The organism is Paenibacillus sp. MZ04-78.2 (assembly GCF_024213375.1).
In the GTDB taxonomy this organism is placed as follows: domain Bacteria; phylum Bacillota; class Bacilli; order Paenibacillales; family NBRC-103111; genus Paenibacillus_G.
In genome coordinates this window covers 94586-116019 of sequence record NZ_JANAVJ010000013.1, presented here as the reverse complement: position 1 = coordinate 116019, position 21434 = coordinate 94586, and the positions used below count along the sequence as shown (strand labels likewise).

The 21434-nt window shown below is 54.7% G+C and carries 16 protein-coding genes; 13 read left to right on the top strand and 3 right to left on the bottom strand.

Going from position 1 to position 21434, the window contains the following annotated elements; all coding sequences use genetic code 11:
- Positions 1-218 precede the first annotated feature (218 nt).
- The 5 genes from NLX71_RS12435 to NLX71_RS12415 all read left to right on the top strand — a co-directional run bounded on the left by NLX71_RS12435 (position 219) and on the right by NLX71_RS12415 (position 6752).
- Positions 219-1379 (top strand): cation:proton antiporter, encoded by a 1161-nt coding sequence (locus tag NLX71_RS12435; protein ID WP_254363958.1) that lies wholly within the window; start codon positions 219-221, stop codon positions 1377-1379.
- Between the two features lie 194 nt (positions 1380-1573).
- Positions 1574-3379: an ABC transporter ATP-binding protein gene (locus NLX71_RS12430; protein ID WP_254363957.1), complete on the top strand. Its 1806-nt coding sequence runs from the start codon at positions 1574-1576 to the stop codon at positions 3377-3379.
- The gene (locus tag NLX71_RS12425) at positions 3376-5112 is read left to right on the top strand and encodes an ABC transporter ATP-binding protein (RefSeq protein WP_254363956.1); all 1737 of its coding nucleotides are present in this window, start codon (positions 3376-3378) and stop codon (positions 5110-5112) included. The genes NLX71_RS12430 and NLX71_RS12425 overlap by 4 nt, the downstream gene beginning before the upstream one ends.
- A gap of 88 nt (positions 5113-5200) precedes the next feature.
- Positions 5201-5599, top strand: a complete 399-nt coding sequence (tnpA, locus tag NLX71_RS12420) for an IS200/IS605 family transposase (RefSeq protein WP_254363955.1) — start codon at positions 5201-5203, stop codon at positions 5597-5599.
- Between the two features lie 187 nt (positions 5600-5786).
- Positions 5787-6752, top strand: a complete 966-nt coding sequence (locus NLX71_RS12415) for a helix-turn-helix transcriptional regulator (protein ID WP_254363954.1) — start codon at positions 5787-5789, stop codon at positions 6750-6752.
- Positions 6753-6960: 208 nt separating this feature from the next.
- On the opposite strand, the gene NLX71_RS12410 is transcribed toward NLX71_RS12415, so the two are convergent.
- Positions 6961-8622: an ABC transporter substrate-binding protein gene (locus tag NLX71_RS12410; RefSeq protein ID WP_254363953.1), complete on the bottom strand. Its 1662-nt coding sequence runs from the start codon at positions 8620-8622 to the stop codon at positions 6961-6963.
- Positions 8623-8745: 123 nt separating this feature from the next.
- A complete protein-coding gene (locus NLX71_RS12405) occupies positions 8746-9729 on the bottom strand; it encodes an ABC transporter substrate-binding protein (RefSeq protein WP_254363952.1) in 984 nt (327 codons plus the stop codon).
- Between the two features lie 280 nt (positions 9730-10009).
- Here NLX71_RS12405 and NLX71_RS12400 point away from each other — a divergent pair, with 280 nt between their 5' ends.
- From NLX71_RS12400 to NLX71_RS12375, 6 genes are all read left to right on the top strand, one after another.
- The gene (locus NLX71_RS12400) at positions 10010-11725 is read left to right on the top strand and encodes an ABC transporter ATP-binding protein (protein WP_254363951.1); all 1716 of its coding nucleotides are present in this window, start codon (positions 10010-10012) and stop codon (positions 11723-11725) included.
- 437 nt (positions 11726-12162) lie between these two features.
- On the top strand, positions 12163-14148 hold the full coding sequence (locus NLX71_RS12395; RefSeq protein ID WP_254363950.1) for an endonuclease MutS2: 1986 nt from the start codon (positions 12163-12165) through the stop codon (positions 14146-14148).
- Positions 14149-14152: 4 nt separating this feature from the next.
- A complete protein-coding gene (locus tag NLX71_RS12390) occupies positions 14153-15316 on the top strand; it encodes a bis-aminopropyl spermidine synthase family protein (RefSeq protein WP_254363949.1) in 1164 nt (387 codons plus the stop codon).
- Positions 15317-15330: 14 nt separating this feature from the next.
- Positions 15331-15558, top strand: a complete 228-nt coding sequence (locus tag NLX71_RS12385) for a hypothetical protein (RefSeq protein WP_254363948.1) — start codon at positions 15331-15333, stop codon at positions 15556-15558.
- A gap of 6 nt (positions 15559-15564) precedes the next feature.
- Positions 15565-15711 (top strand): hypothetical protein, encoded by a 147-nt coding sequence (locus NLX71_RS12380; RefSeq protein ID WP_254363947.1) that lies wholly within the window; start codon positions 15565-15567, stop codon positions 15709-15711.
- Positions 15712-15890: 179 nt separating this feature from the next.
- Positions 15891-16337 carry a DUF6376 family protein gene (locus NLX71_RS12375; RefSeq protein ID WP_254363946.1) on the top strand — a complete coding sequence of 149 codons (447 nt, stop codon included), beginning with the start codon at positions 15891-15893 and terminating at the stop codon, positions 16335-16337.
- Positions 16338-16641: 304 nt separating this feature from the next.
- On the opposite strand, the gene NLX71_RS12370 is transcribed toward NLX71_RS12375, so the two are convergent.
- Positions 16642-16884: a hypothetical protein gene (locus tag NLX71_RS12370; protein ID WP_254363945.1), complete on the bottom strand. Its 243-nt coding sequence runs from the start codon at positions 16882-16884 to the stop codon at positions 16642-16644.
- A gap of 430 nt (positions 16885-17314) precedes the next feature.
- On the opposite strand from NLX71_RS12370, the gene NLX71_RS12365 reads away from it, so the two are divergent.
- Together NLX71_RS12365 and NLX71_RS12360 are read left to right on the top strand one after the other, a co-directional pair.
- The gene (locus NLX71_RS12365; protein ID WP_254363944.1) at positions 17315-18001 is read left to right on the top strand and encodes a serine/threonine-protein kinase; all 687 of its coding nucleotides are present in this window, start codon (positions 17315-17317) and stop codon (positions 17999-18001) included.
- Between the two features lie 24 nt (positions 18002-18025).
- Positions 18026-21331 (top strand): DEAD/DEAH box helicase, encoded by a 3306-nt coding sequence (locus NLX71_RS12360; RefSeq protein WP_254363943.1) that lies wholly within the window; start codon positions 18026-18028, stop codon positions 21329-21331.
- The last annotated feature ends 103 nt before the right edge of the window (positions 21332-21434 follow it).

Genomic DNA, 21434 nt, shown 5'->3' with positions numbered 1-21434 from the left:
CACCATTTTTGAAACCGGGATCGCATCCTTACGTAGTAAGTATCGTAACGTTAGCTATCCTGTGGAAAATCAAATACGCCATACCTGGAGGAGCCTGTCACCTTAGCTTTGCTATGTTTATTCTAGCAGCTATGGTTGATAGGCTTCTTTTTGTATGTTTTTACCTGAATATCCACAGGATAAGCACGACGAACAAACAGAAGGGGCGGTCGGTCATCATGCTTATTTTTCAACTGGCTATCATTTTACTTGCTTCCAAAATTGCAGGAGACCTCAGCGTTAAATTAGGACAGCCTTCCGTGCTCGGGAAGCTGCTGATCGGGATCGTCTTGGGACCGACGGTGCTCGGACTCGTCACGAATACCGACATTTTAACGGAAATCAGTCAAATCGGCGTGATACTGCTGATGTTTATTGCCGGACTGGAAACCGATGTCGAGGAATTCAAGCATACAGGGAAGCCGTCCGCTTATGTGGGAATCGCGGGGATTATCGTGCCGCTGGTCGCAGGGTTTTTGGCCGGGCAAGTCATGGGGCTGCCGACGATCCAGGCCATATTCCTCGGATTGCTGCTGTCGGCCACCAGCGTCAGCATTTCAGTGCAGGCGCTGAAGGAAATGGGAAAGCTGAAGTCCCGGGCAGGGGCGACGATTCTGGGCGCCGCGGTCATCGATGACGTGCTGGTTATCATTGCGCTGGCGTTTGTGATGAGCTTTGCAGGGGGAGACGTGAATCTGGGTGTCGTTGTCCTGAAGAAAGTAATCTTTTTCGCCGGGGCGATTCTCATGGCTTGGAAGGTCGTTCCATGGGTGCTGAAAAAGTTCGCACCCCTTCGTGTGACCGAAGCGGTCATATCGGCCGCACTCATCATCTGCTTTGCTTACGCCTACTTGGCTGAATATGCAGGGGTTGCCGCCATTATCGGAGCTTATATCGCCGGTGTGGCGATCAGCGTCACGAAATACAAGCACGAGGTGTTTGAGAAGGTCGAAACGATCGGCTACTCGATCTTCGTTCCGGTGTTCTTTACTTCCATCGGCGTGACGGCGGAGTTCACGGGAATTGCCGGCAATCTTGGCTTGATCGTCGTATTAAGCATTCTGGCGATCCTCACCAAGCTGGTCGGCTCGGCGCTGGGAGCGAAATTCGCCGGCTTTGCTTGGAGACCTTCCTTGGGGATCGGGGCAGCCATGGTATCGCGGGGCGAAGTCGCGCTGATCATCGCCGCCATGGGGCTGAACGCCGGTTTGCTGAGCAAAGAGATGTTCGCCATCCTCATTGTCGTTGTCTTGGTGACGACCCTCGTGACGCCTCCGATGATGAAATGGTTTTTCAGGGAATCCAAGGCGGCTGGCGAAAACCTGGATCAATCCGCTTGAGGCGATGAAGGGGGCTTGATGGATTTTCAGTAATTCACTTTTTCCATTAAATGCGTATTCAGAAAAACACCTCGTCTCATTTCCTTGCGAGTTATCCGTAGAACCGCATAAATAATCCGTCCTCCGGGAGACAAAGAAAAGCTCCGATGATAATGTTTATCAATGAGCGGGTTTTACGAAGAGGAGGGTTACATGTGAACCAAAAAAACGGAATCGCAAGACTGCTCGAGATTGCGGGCGAGAAGCGCGGTCTGCTGATCGTTTCCGGCATTTTGTCGGCTCTGAGCGCGGTCTGCATGCTGATTCCTTACGTATCGGTATATTTTATTATCCGCGAGCTGTTGGAGCATGCGACGAATCCGGCTTCCGCCGACGGGTCTTGGATGATCCGCTGGGGGATCGTTGCGCTGCTAGGGATGCTGGGAAGCACGCTGCTGATGTATGGTGGAGGGATGCTTTCCCACATGGCGGCATTCCGGATTTTGTACGGTCTGCGCGTCAAGCTGTCCAACCATATCGGACGGCTGCCGCTTGGCTGGCTGAACGGCACCTCGACCGGCGCCGTGAAGAAGACGCTGGAGCAAAACGTGGAAAAAGTAGAGACCTTTGTGGCGCATCAGCTCCCGGATCTGATTCATGTGGCGGTGACGACCCTTGTGATGATCGTCGCCATGTTTGCCTTGAACGTATGGCTGGCACTGGCTTGCCTCGTTCCTATTGCAGCTGCTTTCATCGCGCAGATTCTGTTCTCGACGGGAGAAAATGGCAAGGAGCACGTCAAAATGTACCACGATTCTTTGGAACGGATGAGCGGCTCGGCGGTTCAATATGTGCGCGGGATGCCGGCGGTGAAGGTGTTCGGGCAGACGGTCCATTCGTTTCGCAGGTTTTACGACGACATGATCCGCTACCGCGATTATTGCGTCAAATATACGGACCAATTTCAGAACGGGTATCTCATTTTTAAAGTCATTCTCAGCTCGTTTGCGGCGTTTATACTGCCGGTCGGCGTCTATCTGCTGGCCCGGGACCCAGGGAGCGTGGCGTTCGCCTCGGTTCTGCTGTTCTTTCTGATCATGGCCCCGGGCATCTCCGCCCCCATGTTCAAAATTATGAATATCAGCTCCTCGCTCCGCAATATTGACGAGGGGGTCAAGCGGATCGACCGTATTTTGGCGGAGGAGCCGGTACGGGAGCCGGAAGCTCCGAAAAAGCCGGACGCGTACGATTTGACGTTCCATAACGTCTCCTTCTCCTACGGGGCGGAAGGCAGATCCTCCCGGATCGAAGCGCTGTCCGAAATTTCGTTCAACGCGCGGCAGGGCAAGGTAACAGCGCTGGTCGGCCCGTCAGGCTCCGGCAAGTCCACTGTCGCCAATCTCATTCCCCGGTTCTGGGACGTAAGCCAAGGAAGCATCCGCATCGGCGGCGTAGACATCCGCGAGATGGCTTCGGCCGATCTGATGGACACCGTTGCTTTTGTTTTTCAGGAAACGTTCTTGTTCTACGACACGCTTTATAACAATATCGTCGTCGGCCGGCCCGGAGCGTCACCGGAGGAAGTGTACGCCGCAGCGAAGGCGGCCCAGTGCCATGTATTTATCGGCAAGCTGCCCCAAGGCTACGATACATTGATCGGGGAAGGCGGCGTGTATTTGTCGGGCGGCGAGGAGCAGCGGATTGCGGTGGCCCGGGCGATTTTGAAGGACGCCCCCATTCTGGTGCTGGATGAGGCGACCGCCTTCGCCGATCCCGAGAACGAGTACGAGATGCAGCTGGCGCTTAAGCAGCTGATGAAGGGAAAAACGGTTATCGTGATCGCGCATCGGCTTTCTTCGATCCGGGATGCCGATCAAATTATCGTGCTGAACGCCGGGCGGCTCGAAGAGCGGGGAACGCATGACGGACTCGTTGCCGCGAACGGCTTGTATGCCAGAATGTGGAAGGCGTACACGGATGCGGGGCAATGGCATATCGAGACGGGAGGAGTGAGAGCATGAGTATGCTTCATAACATTACGGCGGGCCAGCCGAAAAAGCTGATCAAGCCGGTAATGTATACGACGCTCGCCAACCTGATAGCAATCGCGCCTTTTGCCCTGCTGGTCGTAGGCGCGAGACTGATCTTCGAGCCGTTCGTTCATCCGGGCGCGCCGCTGGATGTAACGGGGCTTTGGTGGGTGTGCGGAGGCATGGCGGCTGCGCTGATTGTTTTGTTCTTCAGCGAAATGCCGGCATACCGCACCCAGTTTCGGGGAGCTTACGAGACGGCGGCCGAAGGGCGCGCTCAGCTGGCCGAGCATTTGCGGAAGCTATCCCTCGGCTATTTGAACCGACGCGACCCCGGCGATTTGGCGAATATGATGATGGGCGATTTTACGCTGGTGGAGCATGGCCTCTCGCATCTCGTACCGCAGATGCTCGGCGCCTTGGTCATGCCGGTGCTGGCTCTTGCCGGGCTCTCCATGCTGGACTGGCGCATGGCGGCCGCCATGTTTGCCGCTCTTCCGGTGGCGGTCATTCTGGTTCTGCTCACCTCCCGCATTCAGCGGAAGCTGGGGGCGAACCATATGCGGGCCAAGATTGACGCCGCAAACCGTCTTCAGGAATATTTGAACGGCATCCGAGTCATTAAAGCTTACAATATCACGGGCGAGCGCTTCGTCCGGCTGGAAAAATCGTTCAAGGAGCTGATGCGGCACAGCATCCGGATCGAAGGGCTGCTTGGACCGATCGTGCTGAGCGCCATTGCTCTTGTTCGCGCCGGGCTGACCCTGATGGTGATTGTAGGGGTTCATCTGCTGCTGGGCGGCAAGCTTGACGTGATAACGCTTGTGACGTTTTTGCTCATCGGAACGCGGATTTTCGATCCTCTCACGACCGCGCTCGTGAACTATGCAGAGTTCCGCTATCACGAGCAGGCCGGCGAACGTATCGTCCAATTGCTGAAAGAATCCGGCATGACTGGCAGCGAGCTTCCTCCCGAAGAGCACGACGTCGAGCTGCGGCAGGTCACCTTCGGTTACAACGAGCAATCCACGCTCAAAAACATCAGCGTTCGGATGCCTGCCGGTTCGTTCACCGCGCTGGTCGGCCCGTCGGGAAGCGGAAAGAGCACGCTTCTTCGGCTGGCCGCACGCTTCTACGATCCCGTCGAAGGAACGGTGCTGCTCGGAGGGCAGGATATGCGGAGCATGGACCCGGAAGCGCTGCTCCGCAAGGTGTCAATGGTGTTTCAGGACGTCTATCTGTTCCAGGATACGATCGGCAACAATATCCGCTTCGGGCGGAGCGGAGCGACGCAGCAGGAGGTGAAGGAAGCGGCCCGGCAGGCCTGCTGCCACGAGTTTATCATGAAGCTGCCGCAAGGCTACGATACGATGGTGGGCGAGGGGGGCAGCACGTTATCGGGCGGAGAAAAGCAGCGGATTTCTATCGCGCGGGCGATTCTGAAGAACGCGCCGATCGTTCTGCTGGACGAGGCGACGGCTTCCTTGGACCCGGAAAACGAAGTGGAGATTCAGCGCGCGATCGATCATCTGGTTCAAGGAAGGACGGTGATTGTCATCGCGCATCGTCTGAAAACGATAAAGAACGCCGACAACATCATCGTGTTGGACAGCGGCCGCGTGGTCGAGCAGGGGCGGCATAACGACCTGCTGCAGCGTGAAGGTTTATACGCCCGGCTCTGGAATTTGCAGCAGCAAACCGGAGGCTGGAGTATTTCTTCTTGATCGGCAACGTAGCATCCGCAGTCGGTGCCTGGCCGCAACATTGTTTTATGTTGTTGTGGTTATATATTTAAACTGATACAATCAGTGTATGGGACAAGAATATAGAAGAACGACCACAACCGTATCACTCATCAACTATCATTTTGTGTTTTGCCCACGATACCGAAGAAAGGTACTTGTGAGTCAAGTCGAAGCGCGTTTTAAAGAGCTTGTGCAAGAGGTGTGCCAGAAAAACGATTGGCTGATTGCTGCGATGGAAGTCATGCCGGATCATGCGTATCTATTCTTAAACGTGCTGCCAACGGATTCTCCGGCGGACGTTATGGCAAAACTGAAAGGTACGACCTCGCGATGTTTGCGTCAAGAATTTAAGCACTTGGAGCATCTGCCAAGCCTTTGGACACGTTCGTATTTTGTCAGCACGGCAGGGAATGTTTCGAGCGAAACCATCAAACGTTATGTTGAAGAACAGAAGACAAGGGGGTAAAGATGCAAACCGTAAGATCGTGAACATGGCGATTGAAGAAAAAGTATAATCCAGCCTTGTGCTGGATTTTTTTTTTTGTTGAACCGTATGTGGGTTATGATATACTGAATTTTAGTGAAAATGATTATCAATGTCACATACGCAAGTTTGATTCTGTGTCATTGTAGAGATTCGCCAGGGGGAACCGATGAACATTAAGGCCGAGTTTGCCGAGCTTCACGATATGACAACGAACGTATGCGGCTATTTGAACGCCGCTCCGCAGAAGGAGCCGTACGAGCAGACGGGTACGCTTCCGCCGGAATACGGCGAAGGGCAGTTTAGCTTCATCCAGCTTCGGGACGGCATGGAGCTGCAGTTGAGCGATATGATCTGGCGGGAGGACGTTACCTTCGATATGGGCGTTCGGTATCCGCATCTGGAACTTGCGCTGAATATCGAGGGCAGCGGCTGCTGGTCCGCAGAAGGGCAGCGGAGGGAAATAGCGAACGAGTCCGGCTCCGCGCAGCTTGTTTATTTTAACGATGTTCGTATCCATATGGAACACAGAAAAAATAAACGGATCATGCAAGCAGAGCTGCGCATGGACGCCCGGCTCTGGCAGCCCCTTTTTCAAGAGCTGGGTGTCAGGATGGAGAAGTCCTTCTTCTGCTTTGAAGACTTGATCGGTCCCAAGCTTCAAGTTCTGGTGCAGCAGCTGCAGAGCTGCCCGTACAGCGGCACGGCCAAGCGGCTTTTTCTGGAAGGAAAGTGCCTCGAACTGCTGGCGTCGTTTATTCACGAAGCGAACGACGGCCGGGCAAGGAAAGGCTCCAGCTTGAAAACGGAAGACATTGACAAGATTTACAGCGCCAGAGATATTTTGCTGCAGACGTTGGCCCAACCGCCCAGCCTGCTTGCCTTGTCGCGCAAAATCAGCCTCAACGACTTCAAACTGAAGATCGGCTTTAAAGAAGTGTTCGGGATGACCGTCTTCGAATTCGTCCGCCAGCAGCGGATGGAGAAAGCCAGGATGATGCTGGAAAAAGGTTCGCTGAACGTCAGTCAGGCCGCGTCTCTGGTAGGCTATAATAATTTCAGCCATTTTGCGGCCTTATTCAAGAAGACGTATGGCGTGAATCCAAGCGACTATGTCAGAGATGCCGCACATTAACGCACCTTGGCGGTGGTGTTCGGTTCACATCATTTATGATGTAAACAGAAACGACGATTGGGAGCGTATGATCGACGCGGTCATCAAGCACACGGCGGGAGCATTATAATGAGGAAGCGGCAGTTTGGAGCTTGAGTTTCGCTCCCGACCGCCGCTTTTTTTGTTTTGAATACCCGGAGACTCGCACTCCGCTTACGTCGGCCGGATTCTAGGAGGTTTTGGTAAGCCAGCGAGGCAGCGCCTCAAGCAGCTTCGCTCTGGTGAAGGCGTCGCCGAAGTTCCATTGCGCCGCATCCACCAGATGGACGCGGCCGTTCCGAACGGCGGGCAGGCTGCGCCAAGGCGGGCTGCTCATCAGCTTCTCCGCTGCTTGTACCGACTCCGGGCTTGTGGGAAGCAGCATGAAAATACGGTCCCCGGCATACGCGGGCAGGCTGGCCTCGGATATTTCCGTAAATCCTTGTCCCGCATTCAGCACTTCCTGAATGTTCCCTACAGGCCGAAAGCCGTAAGGGTGATAAAGCGCCGACGAAAGACCGACGGCTCCCATGACGAACAAGCGCTTGCCATGATCGAAGATAAACACGGAGGCCGTTTCCCCCGGTTCGATCGTGGAGCGAAGCTGCTGCCACATAGCGGCCGCTTTGGCGTTGTAGACTTGCAGCCACCGCTCCGCCTCGCGCGTTTTCCCGAGCCAACGGCCAAGCGTGCGCAAACGATGATCGAGCGGCGCAAACGAATTAAACGTCAGCGTGGGAGCGATTTTGGAAATGCGGCTATACTGCGCTTCGTCGGAGCTGGCCAAGATGATCAAATCCGGCTTCAGCGCCGCAAGGACCTCCGTCCTCATTGGGAAGCCAATGTCATGCACGTCCCGCAGCTTGCTCTTGAATAAGGATTGCTTATAAAATGAAATGCCGCCGCCAATCGCTTTAACGCCTAGCGCCAGCAGATCCCCGAACGTTTCTCCGTAAAAAATGATCCGCTCCGGCCGCTCGGGAATTTCGACCTCGTGCCCCGTCCAATCCCTGACCAGAACGGTACGGCTTGCCAGACGGGCATACTGCTTCGGCGCGATGCCCGTCGTTTGACGAAAGCGGCGGTTAAAGTAGTACTCGTCCCGAAAGCCGACTTGCTGGGCAATTTCCCTTAGGGGGGCAGTGGAAGCCAGCAGCAATTGCTTGGAGCGGTTAATCCGCAGCTCGGTCAAATAATCGAGCGGCTTCCTGCCGGTCAGCTCCTGGAAAATCGGGGTGTACTGCCAGTGAGGCACTTGCGCCTGACTGGCTAGCTGCTTGACGGTAATGTTATCCATGTAATGGTTCTGTATGTAACGGACCGTGCTTTCGACCGCCTGCGTCGGACTGAGCGGTCGCTCCGAATGGAGATTGTGCTCGATGACAAAGCCCAGCAGCTCCTGAAACCGGAGCTGCTGCTTGAACCAAGCAATATCGCACGGGTCGGGCCGGCCGGCGTACAGCTCTTCCGTTAACCGGACCAGCCGGGAGAACGGATACGCGGTCAGCTCGCGGCGCTCCGGAAAAAGCTCCCCGGCAAACGTTTCGTGCGAAGAGCTCCCAATCCGAACGGCCGTAAACGTGATCTTGTAGAAATGGAGCGCGTCGTCATATTCGTTCTCCAGTCGATACGAAGCCCCAGGAGCGAATAAGAAGCACCTGTCGGGAGTGAAGTGATAGCGGCTGTCGTCCGCATCCAAGCGGCCCTGTCCGGTGGTAAAGATCAGCATCGTATGGTGAGCGGCCGTTTGTTTCCCGGATTTCCATCCGACCGGCCGATGGATTCGCTCGATATCCGACAGATGAAACAGCAGAGAGCGCAGGGGAGAGGCGTTCGCCGATTCGCAGCCCAATCGCACATTCCTCCTTCAGTTATTGAGAATGATTATCAACTAAAAACTATTGTATAAAAAACAAAGAAGCTTTTCAATAACAGCTTGAAAAGCTTCCGGGAACTTCCCGCATACATCGGTAAATTATTTGCGAAGCATTCTAGGAAGTTCCTCTAGCATCCATTCTCTCGTCGAGGCGTCGCTGTCTGATTTTAAAATATCAATCGAATAGACGCGGCCATTCTTGACGGCAGGCAGATCGAGCCAAATGCGGCTTTTCATCAATTCGTCCGTCGATTTGCGCGCCTCCTCCAGACCGGCGGCCGGAATGAGAATGAAAATCCGGTCGCCGGCATACTGCGGCAGAAGCTCCGGCGAGATATGCACGAACCCTTTGCTGCCGTTCAGCACGTCCTGAATCATCGGGGTAGGCTTGAACCCGTTTGGATGATACAGCATTTGCGGAAGTCCGGCGCGCGCCATGACAAACAGCCGGTCGCCGGGATAATACGTAAACACCGAGGCGGTTTCTCCGTCCTTCATGCCGTCTGCCCGGAGCTGCTTCCACATGGCCTCCGCCTTCGCGTTGAAATCGGCAAGCCACTGCTTGGCCTGCTTCTGCTTTCCGAGCAAATCCCCCAGCACCGCAATACGCTCGTCCAACGGGGCGAACGTATCGAACATGACGGTAGGAGTGACTTTGGAAAGCTGCTCGTACTGCTTCGTGTCGGTGCTGGCCACAAGGATCAAATCGGGCTTCAGCTCCAGCACCTTTTCCAGATTGATCGGGAAGCCGACATCTTCGACAGTCTTCACCCGGTTTTCGAAGACGTGATCTTTGATCGAAGTCAACTGCGCGCCGACGGCGTCGACACCGAGAACCATCAAATCGCCGAACGTCTCTCCCGCAAAAATGACGCGCTGCGGCTGCACGGGAATTTGCACTTCATTGCCTTTGTAATCCGTATACTTGCGCGTAGCGGGCGCTTTGGCTTCGGCCGAGTCTGCGGTTTGTCCAGCGGAAGCGGGAGGAGCTGCGGTTTGTGCGCCGCATGCCGCCATAGCCAGCATCGCTCCCAAGCTTAGGACGATGACGAACAGATGGATGACTTTTTTTGCCGCTTTCATGAGGTTACCTTCCTTCGACAGGATGTAAGAGTTATAGATAATGATTCTCATTATCGTTCAGAAACCATCATATAAGGAACCTGTCCGGCACTCAATGGACAAACGAAAAACGGCCGCTTCATTTTGTACAAAACTTCGGACAAGCCCCTTTAAATTTTGTGCAAAAAAACCGTCGTGTTTGTCCATTGCCATCTCTCGGTACGCCGCCTACAATGAGGTATGGCAATGAGAATGAGTCTCATTTACATCGCTAAGAAAGTATCAAGAGAGAGGGGTACCTATGCTTCGGCGTTTTTTTGCTTATTATCAACCCTACAAAGGGTTGTTTCTGCTGGATTTCTCCTGCGCGATTATTGCGGCGCTGCTGGAGCTGGCCTTCCCGATCGCCGTCAACCGGGTGGTGGACGATCTGCTGCCGAGCGGCAAATGGGAGTGGATTTTGTGGGGCTGCGTCGGCCTGCTCGGCATTTATGTGGTCAGCGCTGCGCTGCACTACGTGGTGACGTATTGGGGGCATATGCTGGGTATCAATATCGAAACGGATATGCGCAAGAAGCTGTTCGACCATGTGCAGAAGCTGTCGTTCCGCTTCTTCGACAACAACAAGACCGGGCATCTCGTCTCCCGGATGACCAACGACCTGATGGACATTGGGGAGATCGCCCACCATGGCCCCGAAGACTTGTTCATTGCCGTCATGACACTGGCCGGAGCCTTCGGGATTATGCTGAACATCAACTGGCAGCTCGCGGTGCTAACCTTTATTATTATCCCGCTGATGATTTACTTGTCTCTGTACTTCAGCCAAAAAATGTCGCGCGCCTTCAAGCGCATGTTCGCCGACATCGCCGACTACAACGCACGGGTCGAAAACAATATCAGCGGTATTCGCGTCGTGCAGGCGTTTTCCAACGAGAAGCATGAAATCGCCCGCTTCGAGGAAAACAACAGCCGGTTTCGGATGACCAAGCTGCTGACCTACCGGATCATGGCGTGGAATTCGTCGTTCAGCTATATTTTGATGAAGCTCGTTTCGTTGTTCGTGCTCGTCTGCGGAACGTGGTTCGTGCTCCAGAAAAAAATGTCGTACGGGGAGTTCATCGCTTTCGTCATGCTGTCCAACGTCTTCCTCGGGCCAATCCATAAGATCAATTCAGTGATCGAGACGTATCCGAAAGGCATTGCGGGCTTCAAACGGTATCTGGAGCTGCTGGAGACCGCCCCCGATGTGGACGATGCGCCGAATGCGCGTCATGTTGAGCAACTGAAGGGGGATATTCGCTTCAACGGCGTGAAGTTCGGCTATGAGAACAAGGAGAAGGTGCTGAAGGACGTTCATCTTACGGTTCGTGCGGGGGAAACCGTAGCGCTCGTCGGACCGTCCGGCGCAGGCAAGACGACCCTGTGCAGCTTGCTGCCCCGGTTCTACGAGGTCGACGATGGAAGCATCACGATCGACGGCATCGATATCCGGCAGATGACGCTGCAATCGCTGCGTTCGCACATCGGCATCGTGCAGCAGGACGTATTCCTGTTCGACGGGACGATCCGCGAAAATATTGCGTACGGCAAGCTGGGAGCGACGGATGAGGAAATCTGGGAGGCCGCGCGCCGGGCGCAGCTGGAAGAGCTGATCTTGTCCCAGCCCGAGGGGCTTGCTACGCTGATCGGCGAGCGCGGGGTGAAGCTGTCCGGCGGGCAAAAGCAGCGGCTCTCGATAGCCCGCATGTTCCTGAAAAATCCGCCGATCCTCATACTCGACGAGGCGACGTCGGCGCTCGATACGGAGACGGAAGCGGCGATTCAGCAGGCGCTGGCCGAGCTGTCGGAAGGACGAACGACACTGATTATTGCCCATCGGCTGGCGACGATAAAGAACGCCGACCGGATCGTGGTGGTTGCGGACCAAGGCATTGCCGAGCAGGGCAATCACGAGCAACTGCTCGCTGCGGAGGGCGCTTACAGCCGCCTGCACCGGGCGCAGTTCGGGGCGTGAGGGTTGAGGTGACGACCGGCATCGACCGGCTTGAATGATCCGGGATGCACTGGGAATTTTACAGCACTTGACATTCACTAGGGAAGTAAGTTACAGTAAATTTAATTATTGCCTAGGGAGAGATGTTGATGTCGGCGGTCGTTCTTAACTAAATCAATTCCATAATGAGGTTTCTGGAAATTCGTGGGTAAAATTTTGCTGATAAGCAAGGTTTATTTTTTCATGGGTTTACGGTCGCCTTGGAATTAGTTAAGAACAACGGATATCATACAATGCCATAGGTACATGCCTATTCATTGCGCCTATCATCCGTGCTGAGTTCAGCGCGGATTTTCTATTTTATCGGGCGCTTTTATTTAGGCATGACATAAAAGGCAGAGAATGACGTACGTTCATTCTCTGCCTTTTTTATATTTTCTTACAAGGAGAGATCACCCATGAATGAAAAAGCACTGCAACGTTTGGAATACGGCAAAATCAAAGAAGCTTTGGCGGAATATGCCGTATCGTATCTCGGAAAGCGGCAGATCGCCGAGCTGCTTCCTTTATCGGCGATGTCCGTCGTACGGGCGAAGCTGGACGAGACGGCGGAAGCGAAGTCCTTGCTCCAGCAGGGAGCCAGCGTTCCGATTCCTTCGCTGGAAGGCACGGAACATATTTTGGAGCTGCTGGGAACGGGCTACGTGTTCAGTGAAAAGGACTTCATGCACATCCACCAATACCTGACCAGCTGCGCACAGCTCATGAGGTATATGGCAGCGAAAAGCGGGATAGCCCCTCAGATTAGCTCTTATGCGGCTTCTATGTATGCGATGGATGCGTTGAAATCGGAGATCGAACGGTGCATCCGTCACGGGCAGATCGCCGACTCTGCCAGCAAAGAGCTCATGAAAGTCCGCAAGCGGCTGGCCGTATTCGAGGAACGTCTGAAGAGCAAGCTGGACACCTTGATGAGCCGCCATCGCTCCATTTTGCAGGAGCATGTTCTCAGCACGCGCAACGGACGGTATGTGCTGCCGGTCAAGAAAGAACACCGCAAGCTGGTGAAGGGGACGGTGCTTGACGAGTCGGCAAGCGGCCAAACGGTCTATATCGAGCCGGCCGAGATCATGACGATTCAATTCGAGCTTACGGGGCTGAAAGCGGAGGAAGCGCGGGAGGAGCTGAAAGTATTGAGCGATTTGACCGCACTGGCGGAAAGCTGCGATCAGCAGCTTCTGACGAACGTCGAGACGGTAGGCACCTACGATTTCATATTTGCCAAGGCCAAATACGCTCTGGCCATCCGAGGCTCCAATGTGGAGCTGAACGACCAAGGGATCATCGACCTGCGCGAAGCGAAGCATCCGCTGCTGAACCGGCCGATGGTTCCCTTGAACTTCGTTATCGGACGGCGGTACAAATCACTGATTATTACGGGACCGAATACGGGAGGCAAGACCCTTTCGCTGAAAACGGTCGGCCTGTTGACCGTCATGGCGCAGTCGGGCTTATTGGTTCCGGTACAAGAAGGAAGCTTGCTTTCCGTATTCAATCATCTCGCCGTCGATATCGGGGATGGGCAAAGCATTGAGCATGCGCTCAGCACCTTTTCCGCGCATATCCGGAATGTCAATGACATGCTGCAGTTTGCCGACCGTTCGACGCTCATCCTGATCGACGAGATGGCTTCCGGGACCGATCCGGGGGAAGGCGTCGGCTTGTCCGTAGCCATTTTGGAGGAGCTGCACCGAAGAGGGGCGACCGTTGTGGCAACGACTCATTTTACGGAAATCAAAAACTTCGCCGACGTGACGCCGGGGTTCGAGAATGCCCGCATGGAGTTCGATACGGACACTCTTCAGCCGCTGTATCGGCTGCGGATCGGGGAAGCGGGCCAGAGCTACGCCTTCCTGATCGCGTTGAAGCTGGGTCTGCCTGTCGGCCTTATTGAGCGGTCCCGCGAAATTACCGCGCGCGGCTTGCTGGAAAGCTTGCCGCAGGGGACACAGGACGCCGGATCTGAGCCGGAGCCGGATGAAGCCTCCGCGGCGGATACGGACGATCCGCAGGAAGAAACGACAACGGTGCCTGAGTCTCTGTCACATTCGGAGAAGGAGGCGGAGGATACCGCTCAGCCGTTCCCTGAGGAGGCCCCTAGAAGCCTCCAACTCGGCGATTGCGTATACATCGCTTATTTGGGCCGTACCGGCATTGTGTTCGAAACCGGGGATGCCCGGGGCAATGTCGGGGTGATGGTCCAGAACCAGAAGTTCAAAATCAACCAGAAGCGGCTGAAGCTGCACATCGAGAGCAAGGAGCTGTACCCGGACAATTACGATCTGGACATCGTGTTCGAGACGAAAGAAAACCGCAAAAAACGCACGCTGATGGGCCGCAAGCACGCACCGGGCGTTACCATCGAGACCAAATCGGAGGAGTGATTGGATGAAAAATTATTTGGATGAAATCAGCGCGAATGTCCGTTTGGAAGAAGGCACCGTCGTCATCGAGCAGCTTTTGCTGGAATGCTATTTCAGCCCGGGCATCTCGACCAAGGAGCTGGCGCGCAAGACGCTGCTGCCCGTTCCCGTAGCCGCGGCCATCAAGAAAGAGCTCGTCAAAGCAGGCGCGCTGACGCAAGAGAACGGGACGCGCTGCAGCAGGGCGGGAACGACATGGATTGAGCAAGAGCTGGGATACGGCGGAATAAACAAGAGCCTGTACCTGAAGTTGACGGCGAGCGATGCGGATTGGAAGGCTGAGCTGGCCGACGTGCTAAGCGAGCTTCAGGAACTATTTCGCATGCGGCCGCAGGTGGACGTCCAGATCGACCAATCGAAATGCACCGTGGAAACGAGTTTGCGCCGGGCCGTCCTGTGTTTGAAGCAGCAGGCGCTGATTGGAAAGCGTGTGCTCTGCATCGGCGACGACGATCTGGTTAGCGTGTCGATCGGCTTTCTGCTTCGGAAGCTTTTCCTGGCGGGACATTCGAAGACGAGGATCGACGTTGTCGATGTTGACGAGCGATTCCTGAGCTATATCGGCGAGACCGCGGCCAGGGAGGGGCTGCCCATCCAATGCCGCCACTGGGATTTGCGGGAGCCGCTGGCCGAGGCATGGCAGGGACAATACGATTGCTTCTTCACCGATCCCCCCTATACGCTGCAGGGCATGACGCTGTTTCTTTCCCGCGGCATCAGCGGCTTGAAGAAGCGGAAAGGGGCGCCGATCTTCTTGTCTTTTGCCCATAAGTCGCCGGAGTTCATGCTGGCGATGCAGCGGGAGTTCGTGCAGATGGGGCTCATGGTCAGCGCGACGTACCCGCGCTTTAACGAGTACGAAGGCGCGGAAATGATCGCGAACCGGAGCCAGATGATCGTGCTGAAGACGACGGAGCAGACGCGTTCCGAATACGCCGGTGCTTTCGAGGATGCGCTGTATACGGGCGAAGTCAAGCGGACGCTGCGTACTTACCGCTGCCAGCAGTGCGGGGAAACGGTCTACGTCGGCTTCCAAGGCGACGTGCCTACGATTGGGCAGCTTAAAAATCAAGGGTGTCCCCATTGTAGGAACGATACGTTTCAATTGATCGAAAAGAAGAACGTATAAGCATGAGGTGAATCATGGCTCAAAAAGGAGAAGAAGACAAGATGAATATCCGGCCGATCAAGCGGGAGGATTTGGCACAGGTAGCTGAATTTGAGAAGGAAATATCCGTCATTTCGTTTGGCGGCGAGGCGGTAACGGTTCTGGAATTCCACCAGCGCAAGCTGGAAAAAGCGATTCCTCGTGAAGGGAAGGCATGCTCGTTCTGGAGCTGGAAGGCCAGGTGGCCGGCTGGCTATGGATGACGCTCAATGGTGGTCCGGTTGATCACCTGGCTGGAGCAGGAGTTTCAAGTAGCATGCGATGAGGAGGACCTGATGATCGAATCGTTATCTAGCGTAGACCATATCGTCTCGTTTATCGAGGAGCGTGCAAACTTGCCGCGCGGGCTTAGTTAGGCAGAACTCATTGAAACATCGAAGAGCCGACGTCCCATACGGATGGTCGGCTTTTTGGCGTGACTGTCTCAACGGGCTTGAGGCCAGTTTTCGTTCGTGCTTTTGGCTAGTTTATAGTTTTTTGAAACCGGAGCCGGCTTGGAGCAGTATTACCTTGTAAAAAAGTCGGAGGTCCGGTAATGAAACTCAAAATTATGCTTTTGCTTGTGCTTGCGGTCGGTCTGTTGTCAGGCTGCGGGATTGTCGACAAGGTAAGCAATTCGTTAAACTATGTGGAAGAAGCAACCAACTTTATCAATGATACGACGCGGTTTGCCGAGCAATTACCGACGCTTGCCGGGCAGGCGGTCACCGATCCCGAAGCCAGAACGACGTTGAAGAACGAATTAACCGGTATGAAGGAGCGGATTACAAAATTCAACGCGCTTCAAGCCCCCGATTTTGCCAAGGACGTTCATAAGCAGTTGGTCGGCTATAACGAGACGTTGACGAAGGAGGTTAACGGTTATCTGGAGCAGATCAATAACGGCGCTATCGACTGGAAGGCGATCCAAGATTCCCAATTCGTCGACAAGTTGAATCAGGTTACTCAAATCTTGGATAAAGTCCAGAGCTTAACTCCATAGAGAAATAAAGGATGCCGTTCACATGAGGTGAAGGCATCCTTTTTTGTATAAGCGGGGAATGGGTTTTACGGTATTGCCAATAGCTGTACTTTATCGATAGTATCTGGAGCTTCGATCACGGCAGTTTCTAAAGGAATAAATACAAATATTTTGCCTGTCGATGGTTCCCATTGTTCAAAATCGAAATTGGAAGTCACGGTTATCGGTTGAGATTTCAGATATCGCTGGATCTCGGCATGAGTCAGATCAATTTCCGACTCGTCGCCAAGATGCTCAAAAACCAGATACTCCCCTTTTGGAATATTCAATACACATTCAAGTCGGAATGTCCACTTTGATCACTTCCCACAAACGTAATGAAATCTGTGTTTTCGGTAAAATCATCCGAGATGTAAATTTGAATGAGATAGTTCGGTTCTGCATACTGCTTAACATATGCCTTCATGGCATCCACAAGATGCTCTGTCTGGTCTTCCTTTAAACTGTGTTTCAGGCTGATACCATAAAGTGTTTTTGCTTCATGTACCATTTGTTTGACATGATTCAAAATGATACTCACTCCCCATCTTTGTAGTATATTAGATGCTCGCCTCATATAGTGCCGAGCCCCATCCGATGCCCGTCGTCAGCACGCCGCAAATAAACTCCGAAAACGAGACAAGCTCAGCTCACGAAACAGTCTATCTTATTCCAGTCCCTCGTGCAATTCGAACTTACAGAAAAAGGTGCTTATCATACATGAACATTCCTTTTCTTTGTACAAGTGCCTTCATGTTTCCGGTAACGGAGCCAGCTAACCATAGTTACCCATATGGATAATTTTTGAAGCAGGAGAAACGCGGTTTATTTTGGCGAACGATTGTTCTATGGTATAATCGCTCTAATGACCTTAACCCATTTTGTACCCTGGATGCTTGGTTCGAGTAAATATCTTACATGAGTTAACCTGCCAGTAGACAATACAAGGGGGCCCCAGGATGAACGTGCATTGGACTATGGCCGACGAGGCGCTGCGCAGCATCACGGTAACCGGCAGCGAACGGAATGAGCCTGTGATCGTTTCCGACTATTCGGAAGAGCTTCGCTGTATCGGCATCGGAACGGATGCGGCCGTGTTCACCTATGATCGGACGCCGGGCTATGCGTTTAAAATCTACTCGGATCTTGCGCTGGCGCTCGGGAAACGGGAGATGGAGAAGCAAGTGTACGAACGGCTGGAAGGGATTCCTTATTTTCCGGTATATTATGGGTGCGGAGAGCGTTATCTGGTCATGAGCCACGAATCCGGAGTCACGCTGCTCGATTGCCTGCTGGAGGGCATTCCCGTACCGGAGCAGGCGATCCTCGACGTTGAAGAAGCGCGCGCGCTGGTGCGCAGCCGCGGTTTGAATCCGCGAGACATTCATCTGAAAAATGTCATCCTGCAATCGGGCCGGGGTAAAGTGCTGGACGTATCCGAATATGCGCTGGAGGGAGACGACAAACGGTGGGAACACTTGGTCTGGGCGTATCGCGTCGTTTATCCCGGCATTGAGGGGATCAAAATTCCCGCCTGGGTGCTGGATGCGATCAAGAACGGCTATGCCAGACTGGATCAGGCGAATCTGAGCCTTGACGATTTCGCCCGGAGAGTCAGCCAGTTGTTTTTCAAGTTTTTGAAATAGATGAAGTAAGGTAGGTTTCAAGCGATGAACGCACCGTTGACACCACGGATCATTAAATCGTTGTGCGGCGAGCTCTCCTACAAAAAGGGAGAAGCCTACTGCCGCGCCGGAAAAGTGTCCTTCACGCATTGCGATCCCGAAGCAGCGAGCTACGAAGCGACGGTCGGCGCCGTCAACTGCCGGGTGACCGTCGAAATCGGGCATGAAGGGGAGGTGAAAGCAACGTGTGCCTGCCCCACCTTGAGCTCCTTCGACAAATACTGTAAGCATGTCGCTGCGGTGCTGTTGTATATTCACGATACGGAGCAGCCCGGCAGCTTGCCTGTTGGGCGGCTTCAATCGGAGGACGGATTCTCTGCGACGACTTCGTCAGGCCGAGCGGCAGCAAGCGACTCCGCGATTGCGGCGGGAAATCTCCGGCTGACGAACAGCGTATTAGGACTGTTCGTCGGCAAGCCGTTGATCCCGACCGGTTCCCGGCCGCGCTTCGATACAAGAATGCAGCTTGAGGTGGAGTTTACTTGCACGCCCTTTGCTTACAGTTACCGGAAGTACATGTTCGGAATCGGGCTTAAGGTAGGGCCCAAACGGCTGTACATCGTACAGAACATAAGAGAGTTTCTGGAGCGGGTCGAACGGAGACAAGCCTATGTATTTACCAAGCATTTCACTTACGACCCGGAGCTTCACAGCTTTAAAATCGAGGATGACGCCATCCTTCGCCAGTTATTCCTAATCTGCCGCAACGAGAAGATGTACCGTGAAACGTCGAATACGTTTTCCGTCCAACCTGGCCGTATGAGTGGCGAGCGGATGCTGCTGATTCCTCCGTTCTCATGGGAAACGCTGCTTCCCTTGTTGGCGGCTGCTCCTTCCGCGCAGCTTGAGCAGGATGGCTACATCTACGAGGGCGTTTGCATCTCTGACGAGCCGATCCCGCTTCGTTTCGATTTCGACCAAGCGCCGGGAGAAGGCTATCGATTGGACGTCCAAGGGCTGGACGAGATCAGGGTCATGGAAGCATACGGGCTGGTGCTTGCCGAGGGGAAGCTGCTGAAGCTGCCGCCCGACAGCAGTCAGCGCCTCTCGGAGCTGAAACAAATGCTGGATTCGGCCCGTACGCGCCAGCTTCAGATTTCGGCGGATCAGATCGAGCCTTTTATCGAGAAGGCGATTCCCGGTCTGATGAAGCTGGGAACTGTCCATGTCGCCCAAGCCGTGTCCGACCGGATCATGCGCATATCGCTGAAGGCCAAGCTGTATTTGGACCGGGTGAGGGACCGGCTGCTCGCCGGGCTAGAGTTTCATTACGGCGACATCGTCCTTAATCCATTGGAAGAGGGAAAAACCCAACGCGGCGAAGGACGAATCCTGGTGCGGGACGGGGAGAAGGAACGGGCGATTCTGGAGCTCATGGAGCAAAGCGCCTTCGTTAGGACGGAAGGCGGCTATTTCTTGGATGGCGAAGACGAGGAATACGAGTTTATGTACCGCATCCTGCCCCAGCTGGAAAAGCTGGTTGACGTATATGCCACCTCCGCCGTAAAAGTAAGGCTTCATACCGGCCACGTTCCGCCGAAGATCCGGGTGGATGTGGATGAGCGGATCGACTGGCTGGAAATTAAGTTCGACATCGACGGAATTCCGGAAGCGGAAATCCGTAAAGTGCTGAAATCTTTGGAAGAGAAGCGCAGATACCACCGGCTGCCGCACGGCGCGCTCCTGCCGTTGGAAAGCGACGAGTTTCAGGAGATCGTCCGCTTTATGAACGAGATGGGCATCCGCCAAGCGGATGTGAAAGGAACGGAGCTACGCCTGTCGGCTGTCCGCGGACTGCACCTGATCGATGCGCGGGAGCAGGGCGGCCGTGCCGTCAGCCTGGGCAAGTCGCTGCGCCGCCTCTTGGAAAACATACGGAATCCAGACAATCTGGATTTCCCGTTGCCGGACCGGCTGATTCCAGTGCTGCGGGATTACCAAAAATATGGGTATGGCTGGCTCAAGACGCTGGCCCACTATCGCTTTGGTGGCATTCTTGCCGACGATATGGGGCTTGGCAAGACGCTGCAGAGCATCGCCTTTCTCGTATCCGTTCTGCCGGAGATTCGAGATCAGCGGCAGCCTGCGCTGGTCGTCGCTCCCGCGTCTCTCCTGTATAATTGGAGGAACGAGCTGAGCCGGTTTGCACCGGAGCTTCGGGCCGTTATTGCCGACGGCAGCAGCGCGGTTCGCGGCCGCGTATTGAAGGAGCTGTCCCATGCGGACGTCGTCATCACCTCGTATCCGTTGCTGCGCAGGGATATTGGGCGTTATGCCGGGCAGGCGTTTCATACGCTTATTTTGGACGAGGCCCAAGCGTTCAAAAATTACGCGACGCAAACGGCGCAAGCGGTGAAAGCGATTCGGGCCAGATACCGGTTCGCGCTGACCGGAACGCCGGTCGAGAACTCGCTGGAGGAGCTGTGGTCCATCTTCGACGCGGTGTTCCCCGAGCTGTTCCCGGATCGCAAAGCCTTCGGCGAGCTGTCCCGCGAGACCGTGGCCAAGCGCGCCCGTCCGTTTCTGCTGCGGCGGGTCAAGAGCGATGTGCTGAAGGAGCTGCCGGAGAAGATCGAATCGCTGCAAGCCTCGGAGCTGCTGCCGGAGCAGAAAAAGCTGTACGTGGCCTACTTGGCCAAGCTGCAAAAGGAAGCGCTGAAGCATCTGGACGCGGATACGTTTCAGCAAAACCGGATCAAAATTTTAGCGGGCATTACCCGGCTGCGTCAGCTATGCTGTCATCCTGCGCTGTTCGTCGAAGGGTATACCGGAAGCTCGGCGAAATTCGAGCAGTTGCTGGAGCTGGTGGAGGAATGCCGGAGCGCCGGGCGGCGGATGCTGGTGTTCTCGCAGTTTACCGAGATGCTGGGGCTGATCGGGCGGGAGCTGGGCTATCGGGGTGTACCGTATTTTTATTTGGACGGAAAAACTCCGTCCGCCGAGCGCTTCGAGCGCTGCCGCCGGTTTAACGAAGGCGAGCGGGACTTGTTCCTGATCTCCTTGAAGGCCGGGGGAACCGGGCTGAATCTGACCGGAGCGGACACCGTGATCCTGTACGATCTGTGGTGGAATCCCGCCGTGGAGCAGCAAGCTATGGACCGCGCCCACCGGATCGGGCAGAAGAAGGTGGTCCAAGTGATCCGCCTCGTCACCCAAGGCTCGGTAGAAGACAAGATGTACGAGATTCAGCAGCGAAAGAAACATTTGATCGACGAAGTTATTCAGCCGGGCGAGGAAGGGCTGTCCGCTCTGACGGAACGGGACGTCCGGGAACTGCTGATGCTTGAATGAGCAGTGTTCCGCGACGGAACCGGGATGGAAGACACAAGAAAGGGACCCAACGCTGGTGAAGCGAAGGGTCCTGTTACACACAACTATGATTCGGTGAAACTTC